Annotated in this window: 1 pseudogene; it reads right to left on the bottom strand. The window is 63.2% G+C overall.

Features of this window, described 5'->3' with window-relative positions:
- A pseudogene (locus tag P0G09_RS15510) lies at positions 1–505 on the bottom strand (hypothetical protein); the annotation flags it as partial.

Below are 505 nucleotides of genomic sequence, written 5' to 3' on the forward strand. Positions count from 1 at the left end.
GCCCCGATGCCCTCAGCGTTCACAAGGCAGTAGTCCAGCGGGATCACCGTCCAGTTGCCCGAATCCTCGCTGTACACCTCCAGCGTATTCTCTGCGGAATAGGGCTTGTCCGGCTCGTTCAACTTCAGAAACAGCTGGCCGTCCTGCGGGTGTTCCGGCTCCTTCGTGCCCTTTTCCTTCACCTCGTAGGTATTCCCCGAAGCATCACAGGGCGCAAAGCACACGCTCAGGCTTCCCGCCTCCCAAGCAGCACCCAGCGGGGCCGCTCTGCCGTCAGCCGTATCGAACGCCACCTTGTCCGGACAGATCAGGATCTTTGTTCCGATGCCCACCATCGTCTTGCGGCCGTCTGCCACGGCATTTTTCACGGTGACGGGCTGGGCCGGGGCCTCGTCCGGGGTATAAACCAGGTCCTGCCTCAGACGGTCAGCAGACCGTTCAGGTGATACATCCCGTTCAGCCCGGCCAGCTCCTGCAGCCTGCGGCGGGGCAGCCGGGTGCTCAG

The sequence above is a fragment of the Faecalibacterium sp. DFI.5.82 genome (assembly GCF_029076575.1).
Classification (GTDB): domain Bacteria; phylum Bacillota; class Clostridia; order Oscillospirales; family Ruminococcaceae; genus Faecalibacterium; species Faecalibacterium duncaniae.